This window comes from Lichenicoccus sp. (assembly GCF_965276875.1).
In the GTDB taxonomy this organism is placed as follows: Bacteria; Pseudomonadota; Alphaproteobacteria; order Acetobacterales; family Acetobacteraceae; genus Lichenicoccus.
The window spans coordinates 2,219,051-2,234,949 of record NZ_OZ255701.1 but is presented as its reverse complement, the minus strand read 5'-3'; the positions used below and the strand labels follow the sequence as shown (position 1 = coordinate 2,234,949).

General features: G+C 62.3%; 18 protein-coding genes and 1 tRNA gene. 13 read left to right on the top strand and 6 right to left on the bottom strand.

All coding sequences use genetic code 11. From position 1 onward, the window contains the following. The first annotated feature begins 2 nt into the window (after nt 1-2). From pufM to ACQY4K_RS10775, 8 genes are all read left to right on the top strand, one after another. A complete protein-coding gene (gene pufM, locus ACQY4K_RS10810) occupies nt 3-1,007 on the top strand; it encodes a photosynthetic reaction center subunit M (RefSeq protein WP_428390215.1) in 1,005 nt (334 codons plus the stop codon). Beyond that, entirely contained in the window at nt 1,007-2,128 is a 1,122-nt protein-coding gene (pufC, locus tag ACQY4K_RS10805; protein ID WP_428390214.1) for a photosynthetic reaction center cytochrome PufC, read from the top strand. The genes pufM and pufC overlap by 1 nt, the downstream gene beginning before the upstream one ends. After that, nucleotides 2,125-3,699 carry a c-type cytochrome gene (locus tag ACQY4K_RS10800; protein ID WP_428390213.1) on the top strand — a complete coding sequence of 525 codons (1,575 nt, stop codon included), beginning with the start codon at nt 2,125-2,127 and terminating at the stop codon, nt 3,697-3,699. Before pufC ends, ACQY4K_RS10800 begins: the two co-directional genes overlap by 4 nt. A gap of 22 nt (nt 3,700-3,721) precedes the next feature. After that, complete coding sequence (locus ACQY4K_RS10795) at nt 3,722-3,925, top strand: hypothetical protein (RefSeq protein WP_428390212.1); 204 nt, start codon at nt 3,722-3,724, stop codon at nt 3,923-3,925. Between the two features lie 11 nt (nt 3,926-3,936). Then, nucleotides 3,937-4,437, top strand: a complete 501-nt coding sequence (locus ACQY4K_RS10790) for a flavin reductase (protein WP_428390211.1) — start codon at nt 3,937-3,939, stop codon at nt 4,435-4,437. A 225-nt stretch (nt 4,438-4,662) separates the two neighbouring features. After that, the gene (locus ACQY4K_RS10785; RefSeq protein WP_428390210.1) at nt 4,663-5,778 is read left to right on the top strand and encodes a transporter substrate-binding domain-containing protein; all 1,116 of its coding nucleotides are present in this window, start codon (nt 4,663-4,665) and stop codon (nt 5,776-5,778) included. A 2-nt stretch (nt 5,779-5,780) separates the two neighbouring features. After that, on the top strand, nt 5,781-6,389 hold the full coding sequence (locus tag ACQY4K_RS10780) for an ANTAR domain-containing response regulator (protein ID WP_428390209.1): 609 nt from the start codon (nt 5,781-5,783) through the stop codon (nt 6,387-6,389). Between the two features lie 150 nt (nt 6,390-6,539). Then, entirely contained in the window at nt 6,540-7,577 is a 1,038-nt protein-coding gene (locus ACQY4K_RS10775; protein WP_428390208.1) for an aliphatic amidase, read from the top strand. A 9-nt stretch (nt 7,578-7,586) separates the two neighbouring features. Here the strand turns inward: ACQY4K_RS10775 and ACQY4K_RS10770 are convergent, their stop codons facing one another. Beyond that, nucleotides 7,587-7,859 (bottom strand): hypothetical protein, encoded by a 273-nt coding sequence (locus tag ACQY4K_RS10770; RefSeq protein ID WP_428390207.1) that lies wholly within the window; start codon nt 7,857-7,859, stop codon nt 7,587-7,589. A gap of 120 nt (nt 7,860-7,979) precedes the next feature. On the opposite strand from ACQY4K_RS10770, the gene ACQY4K_RS10765 reads away from it, so the two are divergent. Together ACQY4K_RS10765 and ACQY4K_RS10760 are read left to right on the top strand one after the other, a co-directional pair. Further along, nucleotides 7,980-8,330 (top strand): (2Fe-2S) ferredoxin domain-containing protein, encoded by a 351-nt coding sequence (locus ACQY4K_RS10765; protein WP_428390206.1) that lies wholly within the window; start codon nt 7,980-7,982, stop codon nt 8,328-8,330. Between the two features lie 100 nt (nt 8,331-8,430). Beyond that, on the top strand, nt 8,431-9,597 hold the full coding sequence (locus ACQY4K_RS10760; protein WP_428390205.1) for an OmpA family protein: 1,167 nt from the start codon (nt 8,431-8,433) through the stop codon (nt 9,595-9,597). A 9-nt stretch (nt 9,598-9,606) separates the two neighbouring features. On the opposite strand, the gene ACQY4K_RS10755 is transcribed toward ACQY4K_RS10760, so the two are convergent. The 4 genes from ACQY4K_RS10755 to ACQY4K_RS10740 all read right to left on the bottom strand — a co-directional run bounded on the left by ACQY4K_RS10755 (nt 9,607) and on the right by ACQY4K_RS10740 (nt 13,569). Beyond that, entirely contained in the window at nt 9,607-10,737 is a 1,131-nt protein-coding gene (locus tag ACQY4K_RS10755) for a glycoside hydrolase family 5 protein (protein WP_428390204.1), read from the bottom strand. 25 nt (nt 10,738-10,762) lie between these two features. Then, complete coding sequence (gene hemJ, locus ACQY4K_RS10750; protein WP_428390203.1) at nt 10,763-11,212, bottom strand: protoporphyrinogen oxidase HemJ; 450 nt, start codon at nt 11,210-11,212, stop codon at nt 10,763-10,765. Between the two features lie 33 nt (nt 11,213-11,245). Further along, the gene (gene hemE, locus ACQY4K_RS10745) at nt 11,246-12,301 is read right to left on the bottom strand and encodes a uroporphyrinogen decarboxylase (RefSeq protein WP_428390202.1); all 1,056 of its coding nucleotides are present in this window, start codon (nt 12,299-12,301) and stop codon (nt 11,246-11,248) included. Nucleotides 12,302-12,636: 335 nt separating this feature from the next. Further along, entirely contained in the window at nt 12,637-13,569 is a 933-nt protein-coding gene (locus ACQY4K_RS10740) for a hypothetical protein (protein ID WP_428390201.1), read from the bottom strand. A 200-nt stretch (nt 13,570-13,769) separates the two neighbouring features. On the opposite strand from ACQY4K_RS10740, the gene ACQY4K_RS10735 reads away from it, so the two are divergent. Continuing rightward, nucleotides 13,770-13,845 (top strand) — tRNA-Ala (locus ACQY4K_RS10735). Between the two features lie 26 nt (nt 13,846-13,871). Here ACQY4K_RS10735 and ACQY4K_RS10730 read toward each other — a convergent pair. Continuing rightward, on the bottom strand, nt 13,872-14,468 hold the full coding sequence (locus ACQY4K_RS10730; protein WP_428390200.1) for a PAS domain-containing protein: 597 nt from the start codon (nt 14,466-14,468) through the stop codon (nt 13,872-13,874). 164 nt (nt 14,469-14,632) lie between these two features. On the opposite strand from ACQY4K_RS10730, the gene ACQY4K_RS10725 reads away from it, so the two are divergent. Next, nucleotides 14,633-14,800, top strand: coding sequence for a hypothetical protein (locus ACQY4K_RS10725; RefSeq protein WP_428390199.1), 168 nt, complete (start codon nt 14,633-14,635; stop codon nt 14,798-14,800). Between the two features lie 5 nt (nt 14,801-14,805). Beyond that, nucleotides 14,806-15,894: a DNA topoisomerase IB gene (locus tag ACQY4K_RS10720; protein ID WP_428390198.1), complete on the top strand. Its 1,089-nt coding sequence runs from the start codon at nt 14,806-14,808 to the stop codon at nt 15,892-15,894. Nucleotides 15,895-15,899 lie beyond the last annotated feature (5 nt).

Here is a 15,899-nt window from a genome sequence, read left to right as displayed (position 1 = left end):
CCATGTTCGACAATCGCCCGACCTTCGGGGTCGAATATCAGAACCTGTTCAACCGCGTCCTGGTCGACGGGCCGATCGACGAAGGCGCTCCACTGAAATGGGGCAACGACAACCGGGTCTTTCGGCCCTTCCTGTCGCGGCTGATGGGCAGCATCGGCGCCGCCCAGGTCGGACCGTTCTATCTCGGCACCCTCGGCATCACCTCGATCCTGTGCGGCTTCATCGCCTTTGAGATCATCGGGCTGAACATGCTCGCCCAGGTGCATTGGGACCCGATACAGTTCATCCGCCAGTTGCCATGGCTGGGACTGCAACCTCCCGGACCGCAATACGGCCTGGACATCGTCCCACCGCTGGCCAAGGGCGGGTGGTGGCTGATGGCCGGCTTCTTCCTGACCGCCTCAATCCTGCTCTGGTGGACGCGGGTCTATCGCCGCGCACGGGATTTGCGCATGGGCACCCATGTCGCCTGGGCCTTTGCCTCGGCAATCTGGCTCTATCTCGTGCTCGGCTTCATCCGGCCGATCCTGATGGGGAGCTGGTCGGAAGCGGTGCCGTTCGGCATCTTCCCACACCTGGACTGGACCGCATCGTTCTCGATACGCTACGGCAATCTCTATTACTGCCCGTTCCATATGCTCTCGATCGTGTTCCTGTACGGCTCGACTCTGCTGTTTGCCATGCATGGCGGGACCATCCTGGCGGTGAGCCGCTACTGGGGCGAGCGCGAGATCGAGATGACCACCGATCGCAGCACCGCCGCCGAACGCGCCAGCCTGTTCTGGCGCTGGATCATGGGCTTCAATGCCAGCTACGAGTCGATCCATCGCTGGGCGGTCTGGTTCGCGGTGCTCTGCCCGATCACCGGCGGCATCGGTATCCTGCTCAGCGGCACGGTCGTCGATAACTGGTTCCTCTGGGGGGTCAAGCACGGCATCGCCCCGCCGTATCCGGAAATCTACCATCAGATGACCGACCCCGGGCTGTTGCGCGGAGTGACCAAGTAATGAACGTGCTGCTCGCCCCGTTCCGGTGGACAGCGCTGCTGTTCACCGACGGTATCGCCGCCTTTCGCGGAAACCACCCGTGGCGATGGACAATCGGAATATGCGTAGGCGTCGTCTTCGGCGCCCTGCTGATGACCCTGCACCGGCCGCCGGTGGTCAGCGAGGAGCGCGGGTTTCGCGGCGTCGGCATGAACTACATCTGGAGCCCCCGCCAGGTGGTCAAGGACGCCGACAACTATCGGCTGGTTCCCGCACTTCCCCCGGTCAAGCCGTCGGGCATCCCATCGTCAAAGGCCTACAAGAACATCCAGGTTCTCCAAAACGTCGACTCCAATGAGTTCCTGAGACTGATGGGCACCCTGCCTCTCTGGATCGCTCCCTCGACCGGATGCGCATTCTGCCACTCGACCGTGAACATGGCGGACGACGCGCTCTACACCAAGACCGTGGCACGACGGATGATCCAAATGACGCAGGACATCAACGCCAACTGGAAAAGTCACGTCGGCAATCTCGGCGTCACCTGCAACACCTGCCATCGCGGTCATGCGGTTCCGGAATATGTCTGGTTTACCAAGCAGGGCCAGCCGAGCGGGTTCGCGGAAACCAACACCGGCTATAGCGGTGTCTCCAAGGCGGCGGCGAATACCTCGCTGCAGGCCGACCCGTTCACCAACCTGCTGCTCCAGGCCGATACGGTCCGCATCACAGGCAAGACCGCGCTGCCAGCGGGCAACCGGCAATCAATCCAGCAGACCGATCAGACCTATGCGCTGATGGCGCACTTTGCCCACTCGCTGGGTGTCGGCTGCACCTACTGCCATAATAGCCGCGATTTCTCCTCGTGGGACCAAAGCACTCCGGCGCGGCTGACGGCCTGGTATGGTCTCGAGATGGTCCGCAACCTCAACACCCAATGGATGGTGCCGCTCACTGGCACATTCCCGCGAGCAGCGCGCGGTCCGACCAATGATGTAGCCAAGATCAATTGCGCGACATGCCACCAGGGCGCATACAAGCCCCTATACGGCGTCAACACACTCACTGCCTACCCCGAGCTGGTCGGGGCCAACACGGACAGGCGGGCAAGCGTGGCGGCGCAGCCTGGAGCCATCCCATGAAGCGTCGTCCTTTCCGCAGGTCCTTCAGGGGCCATCTCACCCGGACCCTTCGGCTGGCTGCTGGAGCGGCGTTGGTCGCCAGCGGCATTTCCGGCGCAGCCCGAGCCGCGGATGATCAGGTCGCCCGCGGCGAGTACCTGACCACCCTGGGCGACTGCATCGGCTGTCACCAGGGCGAGGGCTACGCGCCATACTCCGGCGGTCGCTACATGGACATGCCGTTCGGCAAGATCTACGTGCCGAACATCACGCCCGATAAGAAGACAGGCATCGGCACCTGGACCGACGCTCAGTTCATTCGCCTGATGCGTCATGGTATCGCTGCCGACGGCACGTATATCTATCCGGCGATGCCGTATCCTTGGTACAATACGATGACCACCGAGGACCTGCTCGCGATCAAGGCATATTTATTTTCGCTCAAGCCTGTGAACGCGCCCAGCAAGCCCGAGGAGATCTGGTTTCCATTTACGATCCGACCCGCCATCGCTTTGTGGGACGCGTTCTTTGTCCCCGACAAGGTGTTCAAGCCCGCGCCGAACCAGTCAGCGCTGGTCAATCGCGGCGCCTATATCGTCAACGGGCCGGAACATTGCGGCGCCTGCCACAACAACCGCAACTTCCTTGGCAACATGCCAATAGCACTGTCGGTTGAGGGCGCCCCGATCACCATGTGGTATGCCCCCAACCTGCGGCCGGACAACCTGACCGGGATTGGCCACTACACCATCGACGACCTGGTCAAGTTCTTCAAATACGGCCACTCTGAATCAATGGGTCCGGTCGCCGGGCCAATGGGCGAAGTCGTAGACTACAGCACAAGTCAACTCAATGATTTCGACCTGCACGCGATCTCCACCTACCTCAAGTCGCTCAAGCCGGTTGCCAGCTACCAGGCGCGTACGGCCGCGTATCGGCCGGATCGCTACGCTGCCGGACAGGCGGTCTATCTCGAACATTGCGCCTCCTGCCACCAGCTCAATGGCGACGGCATCAAGGACAAAATCCCTGCCCTCGATGCCAACGGCATGGTCCGTGCTCTCGGGCCGCAAAGCGTCATCAGGGTCGTGATCGGCGGACATCCGGCACGGGGTCCATATGCGCTGATGCCTGGTGTCGGGGCCGCGATGAGCGACCGGGAAGTCGTCGACGTGACGAACTACATAAGACAGAGCTGGAGCAATCATGCGCCGGCCAATGCGTCGCTGGTGCTGACCTCGCTGATCCGCAAGGACACCTCCACCTTGCAGAACGGCCGCCGGCCGAATGGCTGCCCGGATCTGGCGCAACCGCAGCTCAAGCAGATCATCGCCGATCAATCGAGTGGTGTCGGCACTCTGCTGAGCGACACGGGTGCGGCCAATATGCTCCAGAATGTCAACGCGATCATCGCCAAGGTAAAGGCGGCCGCCCCCGACCTGGACCAGGCCTCCATCGTCAACGGTCTGACTGACGCCTATTGCCCAATTGTCGAAAAGGACACCAATCTCCCATCCGATCTGAGAAATTGGCAACTCACCCATTTCGCCGACCGTGTCTATGTGCAACTGACCACCGACGGCAAATACTGATCGTCAGCGAACGGAGCGTGCCATGTATTTCTGGTTGTTCGTGGTCATTGGCCTGCTCTGGATTTGGCTTGCCGGCAGCGCGTTCGCAGCGTGGCGGTCTCGCAGGCTGCATGGCTTCTGGTCGCTGGTCTCGATCCTGTTCGTGACCGGCGGTGCCGCCAGCATCATCCTGTTTGCCGCACCCTACTGGACCGTTATCTACCGCGTGCTGTTGCAGCCGGGCTGAGTTCAATCGGTGTGTCATCAAAGCCTCAGCGGATCGTCGACCGTGAGCGCTACCGCGAGGCGATGTCCCGCCTAGGGGCCGCTGTCAACATCATTACCACCGACGGACCCGGCGGACGCCACGGCTTTACCGCCTCGGCGGTCTGCTCGGTCACCGACGAGCCGCCAACGCTGCTGGTGTGCATGAATCGCTACGCCAGCTCGAACGCACAGTTCCGGATCAACGGTGTATTGGCGGTCAACGTGCTGACCGGGCTGCACCGGGATCTCTCCTCCCTGTTCGCCGGCGGTGCCAAGGACATGCTCGAGCGTTTCGCCGCCGGCGGCTGGCATAGACTGAGCACCGGCGCTCCGTTGCTCGACGACGCCTCGGTCGCGTTTGACTGCCGCATCGTCGAGTTCAAGGAGGTCGGCACGCACAGCGTCATGTTTTGCGAGGTCGAGGACGTCATCACGCGCGGGGAGCCGGAGGCGCTGATCTATTTCCAGCGCGCCTATCACCAGTTACGCTGATCTAGCGGGCGCATCAGGCTCGCCCGCGGTTCGATCTCGTCGTCGAGGCCACCGGAAATCCTGCTCAGGATCGTCCCCGCGGATCTGACGTTCGGCGGCCCGGATCTGCACAGACCTCGCACTGAGTCGCTGTTCTGGCACGTCCCTTGCTTAGCCCTGACCCACAAAGGAGGATAACGCCGTGCGACCCGCAACGCGTCAGCAACGCAAACACAGGCGCACACCATGACCCGGTCCTGGCGGTTCGGCCTGCTCTGCTCGCAAACCGGTGTGACGGCATCAGTGGAGAACACCCAGCTCAATGCTTCGCTACTGGCCATCGAGCAATTGAACGAGGCGGGCGGCGTCGCCGGACGGCTGATCGAGCCGGTGATCCACGATCCGGCTTCCAACCCAAGGCAGTTCGCCGCCGTGGCCGAGCGGATGCTCGCCCGGGAACAAATTCGCCTGATCTTCGGCTGCTATATGTCAAGCACGCGAAAGGCGTTGCTGCCTCTCGTGGAGGCCTATCGCGGCTTGCTGTTCTATCCCACCCTCTATGAAGGTTTCGAGTATTCGCGGCATTGCATCTACACGGGAGCGGCACCGAACCAGAACTCGATGCAGCTCGCCAGCTACCTGTTCGCAACCTATGGCAAGCGGCTGCTCCTGGTCGGCTCGAACTATATCTATCCGTACGAATCCAATCGCATTATGACCGAACTTGTGCATCAAGCCGGCGGTGTCGTGTTGGACGAGATCTACGTCCCGCTGACGCCGCACCGCTCGGACTTCGATACGGCGATCACCCGGATCGGCCGCACCAGACCGGATGTGATCTTCTCGACAGTCGTCGGCGAGGGCACCGCGATGTTTTATGAAGCCTACCATAAGGCAGGTTTCGATGCCGCCTCCATGCCGATCGCCAGCCTGACCACCAGCGAGGCGGAGGTGGCGGAGATGAGCGCCGGCGCGGCCCGCGGGCATATCACCGCCTCGCCATTCTTCGACATCCTGCCGCATCGGTCGGCTGTCGATTTCGTCGCGTCCTACCGGGCACGTTTTGGCAGCGCCGCACCTGTGCCGGCGGCCGCGGAGGCAGCCTATTTCCAGGTCATCCTCGCCGCCCGCGCCATCGCCCGGGTCGGTAGCGACGATCCCGCTTTGATCCAGGCAGCCCTGCCGGACCACGAGATCGAGGCGCCGCAAGGCTTTGTGCGGATCGACCGGGACAATAATCACTGCTTCCTCTGGCCGAGGGTCGGCCGACTCGGTGGCAACGGCAGCTTTGAGATCGTCTGGGAATCGGACGGTCAAGTGAAACCGGACCCCTACCGGGTCACGCAGACGCTAGACGGCTAACCGTGCCGATCCAGATCCTTCGTGATCTGCGCGGGCTGCATGTCGAGGTCGTGCATCGACCCGACCACGAAGGATTGAGCCTGATCGAGCATCTCCGGCGGATCGGCTGTTTCGTTTCCAGCGCCTGGCCGGTACCGGACGCGATCGCCGCCAGCATTGATGTCGTGGTGATCTCGATCGACCATGACAGCAGAGCGCCGCTGCTGCGGCTGCTTGGCAGTGGTGAGCGGATCACGCCGACCCTGATCGCGGTGATCGGCTACGAGAACCCTTCGATCCTACAGCTCGTGCTCGAAAGCGAGGTGCACGCCGTCATCGAACGCCCGGTGCGCCCGTTCGGCTTGCTCACACAGCTCGCACTGGCCCGGAGCCTTTGGCTGCAGCAACAGGAGTCGCGTCGCAGGACCCTTAGGCTGGAGCGCAAGCTGCGCGGTATGCAACGTATCCAGCGCGCCAAGTCGATCCTGATCGCGAAAGCGGATCTGACGGAGGAAGCTGCCTATCAAAGCATCCGCAGACAGGCCATGAGCAAGCGGACCAGCATGGAAGACATCGCCGACGCCATCATCAACGCAAACGAGCACTTGAACATACAGCGCGACGACCCTTAAGCTGATGAATCGGCTGGGCTCATCCGCGCACCAGTGGCGTTGCGCGAGATCCCCGTGCGCTCCCTTATCCCGTCCGCGGCGCATACAGGCTTGCCTGGGCCCCTACCGCTACAGAGTGACGGCTGAACACATCAACAGGGAGAGACTGACATGTTGCACGGTGACATTTCCAGCAGCGCGGACACAGTCGGGGTTGCCGTGGTCAACTACAAGATGCCGCGCCTGCACAGCAAGGCGGAGGTCCTGGAAAACACCAACAGGATTGCCGAAATGCTGATCGGCATGAAGACCGGCCTTCCCGGCATGGACCTCGTGATCTTTCCGGAATACTCCACCCACGGCATCATGTACGACAGCAAGGAGATGTACGAGACGGCATCCTCGGTGCCTGGCGAGGAGACCGAAATACTTGCCGAGGCATGCCGGCGCGCCAAAGTCTGGGGCGTGTTCTCGCTAACCGGCGAGAGGCACGAGGAGCATCCGCACAAGGCGCCCTACAACACACTCATCCTGATGAACGACAAGGGCGAGGTGGTCCAGAAATATCGCAAGATCATGCCCTGGGTGCCGATCGAGGGCTGGTATCCCGGCACCTGCACCTATGTATCGGACGGCCCCAAGGGGATGAAGATCAGCCTGATCATCTGCGACGATGGCAACTATCCGGAGATCTGGCGCGACTGCGCCATGAAGGGCGCCGAACTGATTATCCGCTGCCAGGGCTATATGTATCCGGCCAAGGAACAGCAGATCATGATGTCCAAGGCGATGGCCTGGGCCAACAACGTCTATGTGGCGGTGGCAAACGCCGCGGGCTTCGACGGCGTGTATTCCTATTTTGGCCATTCCTCGATCATCGGTTTCGACGGCCGCACGCTCGGCGAGTGCGGCACCGAGGAATACGGCATACAATATGCGGCGCTGTCGAAGTCGCTGATCCGCGATGCGCGACAAAACATGCAGTCCGAAAACCATCTCTTCAAGCTGCTGCACCGCGGCTACACCGGCATGATCAATTCCGGTGACGGCGACAAGGGTGTCGCCGCCTGTCCCTACGACTTCTATGGCAAATGGATCGCCGATCCGGACGCGACACGCGAAATGGTCGAGGCGTTGACCCGAGCCACTGTCGGCACCGAGGAGTGTCCCATCGAGGGCATCCCGACGGCAGCCACCGGCCACCGTTAGGCCAAGGCGTCAGCGGTTCCGCAGGCGAACATAGAGGCCGGCGAGCCGCGCCGGCAGGTCCGCCAACTCGCGCAGCGTCATGGTGTTCGCACGACCGAAAATCGCCGTAGCACACCCGGCACCGCGCGGGTCCAGGGCTATGCCGAACACGTCGATCCCCGATTGTCGCAATGCCAGGACCGCACGGCGCGCATCCGTCACCAGGTCCCGGTTGTCCGCGACGTCGATGTCAGCGGGCTCGCCGTCGGTCAGCACGAGCAACAGCCGGCGCCAGGGCCTCATACCGGCGAAGCCGTGGCGAGAATGGCGTCGCCAAGCGCGTCAATGTCGAAGCCAGTATTTTTGATCATGAGTCGAGTGCCGCGACGAGTCTGCTGGCTACCGAACCTTCATGATCCAAGGGTGATCGATGTGCATTTGGAGCCGCTCTACCGGCTGCACGTGTTTTGTTGCGTCAACCAGCGACCCGCTACCCATCGCCGCGGTTGCTGCTCCTCGAAGGGCAGCCGGGCGCTTTGCGACTACATGTGCAGGCTGGGGATGGCGCGGGGGGTTCGGCGGATCAGAATCAACCATGCCGGCTGCTTTAATGTCTGCGAGCATGGACCGGTCATGGTGATCTATCCCGACGCAGTTTGGTATCGTTATCAAACCGATGAGGATATCGAGGAGATTTTCCGTAATCACGTGCTCAACGGTCATCTGGTGGAGCGGCTTCGACTCACTATAGACCCGGCGACGTTGCACGCCTGAGAAGTCTCGCTGCGCCAGGAATCGTGCGTTCCCGCCAGCGGTCATGCGCCTTGTTCTCATGAACTGGATTTATTTAGGAATTGCTGAAGGGACAGTCGTGATGTCGTTGCTTACAAGAGGCTCGCTTGGCTGCGCCTTCCTGATGACGTGTCTGGCGACACATGCTGTCGCTCAGAACCCGGTGCGACCGGCGCCGGCGCCGGGCTTCATGGAGGGCTTCTCCAGCGGACATCCCTATATCGGGTTCGCCGGAGGGCCGAGCATCCTGCAGGATGTAGCAGTCCGCCCGAATGACGGGCCGTTTGGTCCGGGTCCGGCAACCGAACGCTACAACCTTGGCTTCATCGGCGCCGGCGCCGCCGGATGGGCGTTCTCGAACGGCGTGCAGATCGACGTGCTCGACGCCTACGAATATAACAGCCTGAACAATCTGGTGCCGGTGACCCCGTTAACCGGCAGGCAGACGGGCCACCAGGAATCCTACGGCGGATTTCTCGAGGCGCTCTATGCTTTCAAGCTGCCGGAATACGGCATGGATATCACCTCCTTCAGCCCCTACCTTGGCGTCGGGGCCGGAGCGTTGTGGACGCACCAAACGTCCCCCGAGTTCCTGTCGAACGGCGACCTCAACCATATTGGCGGCACGTCGGGTCCGAATTTCGCCTACGAGGGCATCGCCGGCGTGGCTATTCCAATCACCTCGGTTCCGGGTCTTGCGCTGACGGCGGATTATCGGCTGGTGGGAATTCATAATGCCGGAGATCTCAACAGTGTCTTCTACAACAAGGTCGACAACGTGGTGGTCAGGGGCGGAATCGGCTTCCAGCGCGACATCTTCGTTCATGTGGTGACGCTTGGCGTCGCCTATGCCTTCGGGGTTGCGGCAGCGCCGCCGCCGATGGTCGTGGCACAACCGCCGCCGCCGGCGCCTGCGGCCGCGCGAACCTACCTCGTGTTTTTTGACTGGGATCGCGCCGATCTCTCTCCCCGTGCCAGGGAGATCGTCGCCTCGGCCGCCAACGCCAGCATTTACGTCCAGACGACGCGACTCGAGGTCAATGGCTACACCGATCTTTCAGGGACCGCGAAATATAATCTTGGCCTGTCGCTACGACGCGCCAAGTCGGTCGAAGTCGAACTGCTGCGAGACGGCGTACAGCCCTCAGAGATCACCACGCATGGCTTCGGCGAGACCCACCCTCTGGTGCCAACGGCGCAGGGCGTCCGCGAGCCGCAGAACAGACGCGTCGAAATCATTCTGATGTGACGGCACCGATCAGCGCAGGCCCAACGCTCGCATGGTGTCGGGTGGGAGCCTGATCGCCGCAGACTGGCTGCCGGTGGACTGGCCCAGCCCCATCTGGTCGTCGAGTCCCCAGAGTGCCCAAGGCAAACCCAGCTTCTCCGCGGACCGCCGGACCGCGGAGAAATACGCCAAACGAGCGGGGGAATTGAGTTCGGAGGAGGCGCCGAACTCGGTCATGGCAACCGAGACGCGATGCTCATGTCCCCATTGGGTGGCGCGCGCCAGGTTCCTTGAAATCATCGCGTCGTCCGGATGCAGCGAGCACCAGTATTCCGCAACGGCATGGGTGTGCGGATCCGTAATTGCGGCAATGGCCGCCTTGCATTGCTTGGGATCAGATGCCGGGAACGGCAGATTGGCGGCAAGCTGCTTCTTGTTGATGGCAGAATCCCAGAACCCCAGCAAAGCGAGCAGTTGCGGTTCGTAGCTGTGGAAGCTGTAGACCACATTGGCATCGGCGACCGGGCGCACTTTCAGAAGTCCGTCGATGCTGCTCCAGTCCGATCCCGTGAGGATGATGGTGTCCTTGGGGAGGGCATCACGCACCTGCGCGAGCAACTGGCGTTGCAGCGCATCCCATTGCGCCGGGTCCTTGACGCTGGGTTCGTTGACGAGCTCAGGGAAGGTCAGAGCAGCGGGAAAGGGCTTCAGCGCGGGCGCCAGGTCATGCCAAAATCCGAACAGTTCCTGTCGTGCCATCGCATTGTTCTGGAGATCCCAGTTCTCGATCTTTTCCGGGTGCGCCTCCACCATGACCCCAAGCCCGGCATGCTCTATCCGTGCGATGGCGCTCTCTAGCGCTGTAAGCTTGTCGGCCTCTATATGGTTGCCGCTCATCACCTCTTCGGGGCCAACCGCCAGGCGGACATAGGTAAAGCCGGCTTTTTTGAGATCGACAAGCGCCGGTTCTCCCATGTAGGCGGCCATGGCACGGGCATTTTGGTTTGAGACGAAGCGAAACCAGTGCACAATGTTGATGCCGCGATCCAGAACCGCCAGACGCGCCGGAGGTACAGCGGCCGAGGCTTGCGCCATGCAGATCAGCAGGCCCACCGCGGCCCAGACACTACGGCAAGCGGCGCGCGCGGACTTTAGCGCCATATCGGGAGATCCTTATACGGGTTGGTCAAAACGGTTGCACAATAGCCATGATCACGATCACGAGCATCAACACGGTCGGCACTTCGTTGGCAACACGAAAGAATCTCTCCGACTTCACGTTGCGGTCCTCCGCGAACGCCCGCCGCCAGGAGCCGCAGGCGCCATGGAACGTGGCCAACAGCAGCACGCTGCTGAGTTTGACCCACCACCACCCGGCATCCCAGTTCACCGCTCCCGGCGTCAACACCAGTAGCAGACCAAAGGCGAACGAGGCGATCATCGCCGGGTTCATGATCTGCCGCAGCAGACGGCGCTCCATGATCTTGAATAGTTCGCTCTGCGCTGATCCGCTCGGTGTCGTGCAATGATAGACGAACAGCCGCGGGAGATAGAACAGCCCCGCCATCCAGGCGATGACCGAGATGATGTGCAGCGCCTTTTCCCATAGCAAATAGGGGCCGAGTGCGGCGATCACGCGGCACCTGCCGAGGTCGGTTTGGTTTGTGTCTTAGGCACGCCGCACCAGCTCCACCAGGTTCTGCACATGCTCGACCGGCGTCTGCGGCAGCACGCCGTGCCCGAGATTGAAGATATGGGGCCGCCCGGCCATCGCGGCACGGATCGCCCGGGTCTCTTGGGCAAGCGGCAGGCCACCCGCGATCAGGCAGAGCGGATCGAGATTGCCCTGCATCGCCATGCCTTGCGGCAGCTGGGTCGCGACGAGGCCGAGATCAGCGCCGGTATCCAGCCCGATCGCCTGGATCCCGGTCAGCGCCGCATAGCGTCCGGCAAGGACACCGCAAAGGCGCGGAAACCCAATGATCGGCGTCTGTGGGTGCACCGCGCGGATGGCCTGGACGATCGCCCGGGTCGGGGCAATGACGTAACGCTCGAACTGCGAAGGCGGCAGCAGACCCGACCAGCTATCGAACAGCATGACCGCCTCCGCTCCGGCTTCAATCTGCTCGCAGAGCATGGCCGCCGTGGCTTCGATCAGCAGGTCGATCAACCGGTCGAACAAAGCCGGCTCGGAGAATGCCATGCCACGGGTGATCGCAAAGTCTCGGGAGCCGCCACCTTCGACCATGTAGCAGGCGACGGTGAACGGCGCACCGGCAAAGCCGATCAGGGTGGTCTGGCCACCACGGCCGACCCCGATCTCACCCGGCGCATCAAGCGTGTCACGAAGCCGGCGCAACGTCTGCATGACCGGCGCCATGCGCTCGGCACGCTCTCCGCTACGCAGCCGCACAATATCCGCCGCAGTGCGGATCGGCTCGAGCACCGGCCCGGTGCCTTCGATGAAGGCGAGCTGCTGACCCATCGACCAGGGCAGGATGAGAATGTCGCTGAACAGGATGGCGCCATCCATGCCAAAGCGACGGATCGGCTGCAAGGTGAGCTCGGTTGCGGTATCCGGGGTCATGCAACGGGTGATGAAGTCGGCTTGTGCGCGCAGGGCGCGAAACTCCGGAAGATAGCGACCAGCCTGCCGCATGAGCCAGATCGGCGGCGGCGAGACGGTCTCTCCGGCCAGAACGCGCAGCAGTGGTTTAGCAGTCATGAACTCCGACCCCATCGAGGAAGACCTCACCTCTAGACATGAAATAAGAAGAAAGAAATGGAGCGAGGGTTGTTGATGCATGTGGAACATGGGGTACCCGGTCTTCGCAAAATGTACCCCACTCTGTGCACAGGTCCCTCGCAGGAAACATCCAGTTTGCGTAAGCGTCCTTGCGGAGTATCCCGGACTGGCGCCGCCGGGGCTGTGTACAACCCCCGTGTACGCTGATATGGAAGTTCATCCCCAGTACTTCGGTCGCCCTCTGCGTAACGGGGAGTCTATCCCCACGTACCCCATGTCTCCCGACGCTTCGCGCAACCAAGCATGGCGGCACGCTAGCTCGACAATTCGGCGATCGTCTTGCCGCTTCCGGAGAGCTCGAACACCCTTTCGTGCACGCGGACGGTGACGACTGCTTCGGGGCCCACTTCCAGCCCTGACAGGTCCAGATGGAAAGCATGGCAACCAAAGCCCACGTCGGCGCCTGCGAGGTCGGCGCGAAAATCATCGGCCATGACTGAGACCGGCGGTCGATCGCCGATACTGATATCCAGCGTGACGGGACTGGGCACGCCGATCTGCCAGCACCAGCCGAGCAACGCGCCATCCTTTATGCGGTCGACATAGCCCTGAAACAGGCGCCTGGCGGCTTGCACGTATTCGTCGCGATTGGCCTTGACTGCCGCGGCCATGCGGTCGCGCTCCGCCTGCGACGTGGCCAGGCCGCAGAATTCGACCAGCTCCTCCACCAAGGCCGCGGGACGCAGCAACGCCTTCTCATAGCTGATCAGCAGGGCCGGACAGGTGAGGGCAAGGGTGAATTCTACGCACCTTTGTATGTCCGCGGCGGCTGTGCGCAGGCTGGTTACGACGTCGGTGTATTCGGAAATGCCATTGCGCTTGGCCACTGCCACAGCATCGCGGTAGGTGATGATGAAGCGCGGCTCACGGAACAGAGCCTGGAAATCCGGCGCGTTGAGATGGAACACGTGCGGCCGCTTGAAGCCCCACACCTTTGCCTGCTCGTTGCGGGCGGCGACCAGGTGGGCGAGCACGTCCGGATCGCTGCTGGAAAAGGCGTCGGCGACTGCGTGGTCTTCAAAGACAACCTCATCGAAGGTGTGGCCCATGGAGACGCCGGCGATGCTGACCAGTTGCGCGATCATACTGGTGCCCGAACGCGCCACCCCGGTCACGATGATCGTGCGCTGCTCTGGTGCAAAGGGCTGTGGGTTGGCTGTGATCATCCCATCATTGATGAGGCTCACGGCGTGGCGCCCCTCATGCGAGACCATGGCACAGCCGGATTGGACGAAGGGTACACAGTGACAAGCTGCCATGGAAGGCTGTCCGTGCCAACCATAACGCCGCTGTAGGCGCTGTTACGGCTAGCTTGGCTTGCCATTCCCCAGACCGCGGTCTATACGGCCGCGTTCCTTATTCGTCCAGGTGGGACGATGCCGGGCACGGGGCCATAGCTCAGCTGGGAGAGCGCCTGAATGGCATTCAGGAGGTCAGCGGTTCGATCCCGCTTGGCTCCACCAGCTTTTGAGACCGTTTTCGCTCCAGGTCAGTGAGCCTGCGCTGACCATGGAGCGGCTGCAAGACCGATCGTCAGCTCATTCAACCTGTGAACCGCTGCGAGGAGACGGTCTGAGGCCTTCTGGCCGACGCCTCCTGCACTCTGCGCCTCGGTGTTGACTTCCCGCAGGACCGCGTCGAACTCGCGTCGCCCCTGTGCGGGCATGTCAGCCTTGCCCAGAATATAGTCCGGGAGCTCCTCTGGCTGACCTGCGGTAATGTCGCGTTGATTGCCAAAGACGTGCAGCAGCTTGCCGGTCTCGTCGAAGACGGGCGAGAGGAACAGGAGGTTCCAGAACATTGTGCCGTCACGGCGATAGTTGACGATCCACTCGATGCAGCCGCGCTGTTGCGCGAGGCAACGTCCGATCCTACGGCTTGCTTCGGGATCGGTCTCCGATCCCTGCAGGAACCGGCAGTTGCGCCCGACGGCCTCGTCAGGCGGGTACCCTGTCAGCGCGGAAAAGGCCGCATTCACCGCGATCATGGGATGATCGGGTAGGTCCGATGCGGTGAGCACCATCGCTTCCGGACTGTGCCCCATGGCCTCGATCAAGGCTTGAGTGATCGCATTGTCCTGTACCATCGTTGCGCTGCTCCTGTGCGTGTCGCCCGCACGCAGTTCAAGCTAGCCTGCTTTGCGGTCCGGTGTCAGTCGGGCGATGAGATCCTCGCGGCCTGGTTCGATGTTGTGAGCGAACCGGGTCATTGCTGCTGCGTCTTTTAGCAGGCTTTACAGGAGGGTTCGTCATGACCGAACAGAAGCAGGACAAGCGCGCGGAGCACGCGGCCGAGGAACGGCACGGGATCGACAAGGAAGTCGAGTTGGAGTTGCAGACAGTGCGGCCGCACAGTGATGCGCCGTCGCGAGCGGGGATCACGCCGTCAGGCAGCGGCGCCGACGGAGAACGCGGCTAAACGCCGTGGCCGCGAAGGCCGCGCGGGCGGCGCCGCTGGATCCCCGCGCCGCTGCCCGAGCCGCCCGCCTGCACTACACCGATCCTGCTCGTCCGGGGCTTACGCGCGAGGCGGGTAAAGACGGCTTCGTCTACCGGGAGCCCGGTGGGTCTCTGGTCACCGATGAGGATACGCTGGCACGGATCCGTGCGCTCGCCATTCCGCCCGCCTATATCGACGTCTGGATCTGTCGCGATCCGGACGGCCACTTGCAGGCGATCGGCCGTGATGCCCGCGGCCGTCGTCAATACCGCTACCACCCAAGGTGGCGTGCCATTCGCGATGAAGCGAAATATGGCAAGATGTTGATGTTTGGCGAGAAGCTGCCGGTCATCCGTGCCCAGGTGGCCCGGGACCTCGCTTTGCCCGCGCTCCCGCGCCGCAAGATACTGGCGACCGTCGTCTCCCTGCTTGAGAAGACGCTGATGCGGGTTGGCAACGACGAATATGCCAGGTCCAACAAGAGCTATGGCCTGACCACGCTCCGTAATCGGCATGCGCGCGTCAAGGGCACCGCTGTGGTGCTGGATTTCCGGGCCAAGCACGGGATCCAGCAGCATGTTGAGTTGCGCGACAAGCGCCTGGCCAACATCATCAAGCGGCTGCAGGACCTCAGCGGCCAGGAGCTCTTTCAATATGTCGACGAAAACGAGCAGACCCACGACATCTCCTCGCAGGATGTCAATGACTACCTGCACGAGATCAGCGGCGAAGACATAACGGCCAAGGATTTCCGCACCTGGGCGGCAACCAATCTGGCCGCGATGGCGCTTCAGCAGTTCGAGCAATTCGACAGCCATGCCAAGGCCAAGAAGAACGTCCTGCGCGCTATCGAGAGCGTCAGCAAGCTGCTTGGCAATACACCTGCAATGTGCCGCAAGTGCTATATCCACCCGGCGATTTTCGATGGCTACCTCGATGGCAGTCTGGCAGAGGCACTGAGGCGGCGGGCGGATGCGGCACTGGAGCCGGCGGCGATGTCGAGCGACTCCCTGACTGCCGAGGAAGTCGCGGTGGTTGCCTTTCTCAGTCGCAGCTTGCAACGCGTGGCCTGAGCCCC

Excerpts from the sequence above, each read along its gene's own strand:
- pufM (WP_428390215.1), top strand. The coding sequence starts at position 3 with ATGTTCGACAATCGCCCGACCTTCGGGGTCGAATATCAGAACCTGTTC.
- pufC (WP_428390214.1), top strand. The coding sequence starts at position 1,007 with ATGAACGTGCTGCTCGCCCCGTTCCGGTGGACAGCGCTGCTGTTCACC.
- ACQY4K_RS10800 (WP_428390213.1), top strand. The coding sequence starts at position 2,125 with ATGAAGCGTCGTCCTTTCCGCAGGTCCTTCAGGGGCCATCTCACCCGG.
- ACQY4K_RS10795 (WP_428390212.1), top strand. The coding sequence starts at position 3,722 with ATGTATTTCTGGTTGTTCGTGGTCATTGGCCTGCTCTGGATTTGGCTT.
- ACQY4K_RS10785 (WP_428390210.1), top strand. The coding sequence starts at position 4,663 with ATGACCCGGTCCTGGCGGTTCGGCCTGCTCTGCTCGCAAACCGGTGTG.
- ACQY4K_RS10775 (WP_428390208.1), top strand. The coding sequence starts at position 6,540 with ATGTTGCACGGTGACATTTCCAGCAGCGCGGACACAGTCGGGGTTGCC.
- ACQY4K_RS10770 (WP_428390207.1), bottom strand. The coding sequence starts at position 7,859 with ATGAGGCCCTGGCGCCGGCTGTTGCTCGTGCTGACCGACGGCGAGCCC.
- ACQY4K_RS10760 (WP_428390205.1), top strand. The coding sequence starts at position 8,431 with ATGTCGTTGCTTACAAGAGGCTCGCTTGGCTGCGCCTTCCTGATGACG.
- ACQY4K_RS10755 (WP_428390204.1), bottom strand. The coding sequence starts at position 10,737 with ATGGCGCTAAAGTCCGCGCGCGCCGCTTGCCGTAGTGTCTGGGCCGCG.
- hemE (WP_428390202.1), bottom strand. The coding sequence starts at position 12,301 with ATGACTGCTAAACCACTGCTGCGCGTTCTGGCCGGAGAGACCGTCTCG.
- ACQY4K_RS10730 (WP_428390200.1), bottom strand. The coding sequence starts at position 14,468 with ATGGTACAGGACAATGCGATCACTCAAGCCTTGATCGAGGCCATGGGG.
- ACQY4K_RS10725 (WP_428390199.1), top strand. The coding sequence starts at position 14,633 with ATGACCGAACAGAAGCAGGACAAGCGCGCGGAGCACGCGGCCGAGGAA.